Below are 1,021 nucleotides of genomic sequence, written 5' to 3'. Positions count from 1 at the left end.
CAGGGTAACAAATTTTTTCTACGGAGAGTTTGATCCTGGCTCAGGACGAACGCTGGCGGCGTGCTTAACACATGCAAGTCGAACGATGAAGCACCAGCTTGCTGGTGTGGATTAGTGGCGAACGGGTGAGTAACACGTGAGTAACCTGCCCCTCACTCTGGGATAAGCCTGGGAAACTGGGTCTAATACTGGATACGACCGATCTCCGCATGGAGTGTTGGTGGAAAGTTTTTGTGGTGGGGGATGGACTCGCGGCCTATCAGCTTGTTGGTGGGGTAATGGCCTACCAAGGCGACGACGGGTAGCCGGCCTGAGAGGGCGACCGGCCACACTGGGACTGAGACACGGCCCAGACTCCTACGGGAGGCAGCAGTGGGGAATATTGCACAATGGGCGAAAGCCTGATGCAGCGACGCCGCGTGAGGGATGACGGCCTTCGGGTTGTAAACCTCTTTCACCAGGGACGAAGCTAACGTGACGGTACCTGGAGAAGAAGCACCGGCTAACTACGTGCCAGCAGCCGCGGTAATACGTAGGGTGCGAGCGTTGTCCGGAATTATTGGGCGTAAAGAGCTTGTAGGCGGTCTGTCGCGTCTGCTGTGAAAGACCGGGGCTTAACTCCGGTTCTGCAGTGGGTACGGGCAGACTAGAGTGTGGTAGGGGAGACTGGAATTCCTGGTGTAGCGGTGAAATGCGCAGATATCAGGAGGAACACCGATGGCGAAGGCAGGTCTCTGGGCCATTACTGACGCTGAGAAGCGAAAGCATGGGGAGCGAACAGGATTAGATACCCTGGTAGTCCATGCCGTAAACGTTGGGCGCTAGGTGTGGGACTCATTCCACGAGTTCCGTGCCGCAGCTAACGCATTAAGCGCCCCGCCTGGGGAGTACGGCCGCAAGGCTAAAACTCAAAGGAATTGACGGGGGCCCGCACAAGCGGCGGAGCATGCGGATTAATTCGATGCAACGCGAAGAACCTTACCAAGGCTTGACATACACCGGAATCATGCAGAGATGTGTG

At 56.6% G+C, this 1,021-nt stretch carries 1 rRNA gene; it reads left to right on the top strand.

What is annotated here, in order from left to right:
- Positions 1–17 precede the first annotated feature (17 nt).
- Positions 18–1,021, top strand: a 16S ribosomal RNA gene (locus ABH936_RS14085); the annotation flags it as partial.

Origin of the sequence: Dermacoccus sp. GAS27A (assembly GCF_044909235.1) — a bacterium.
GTDB lineage: Bacteria > Actinomycetota > Actinomycetes > Actinomycetales > Dermatophilaceae > Dermacoccus > Dermacoccus nishinomiyaensis.
Note: the sequence above shows the minus strand (reverse complement) of the source record. Positions and strands in the feature narration are given on the sequence as shown.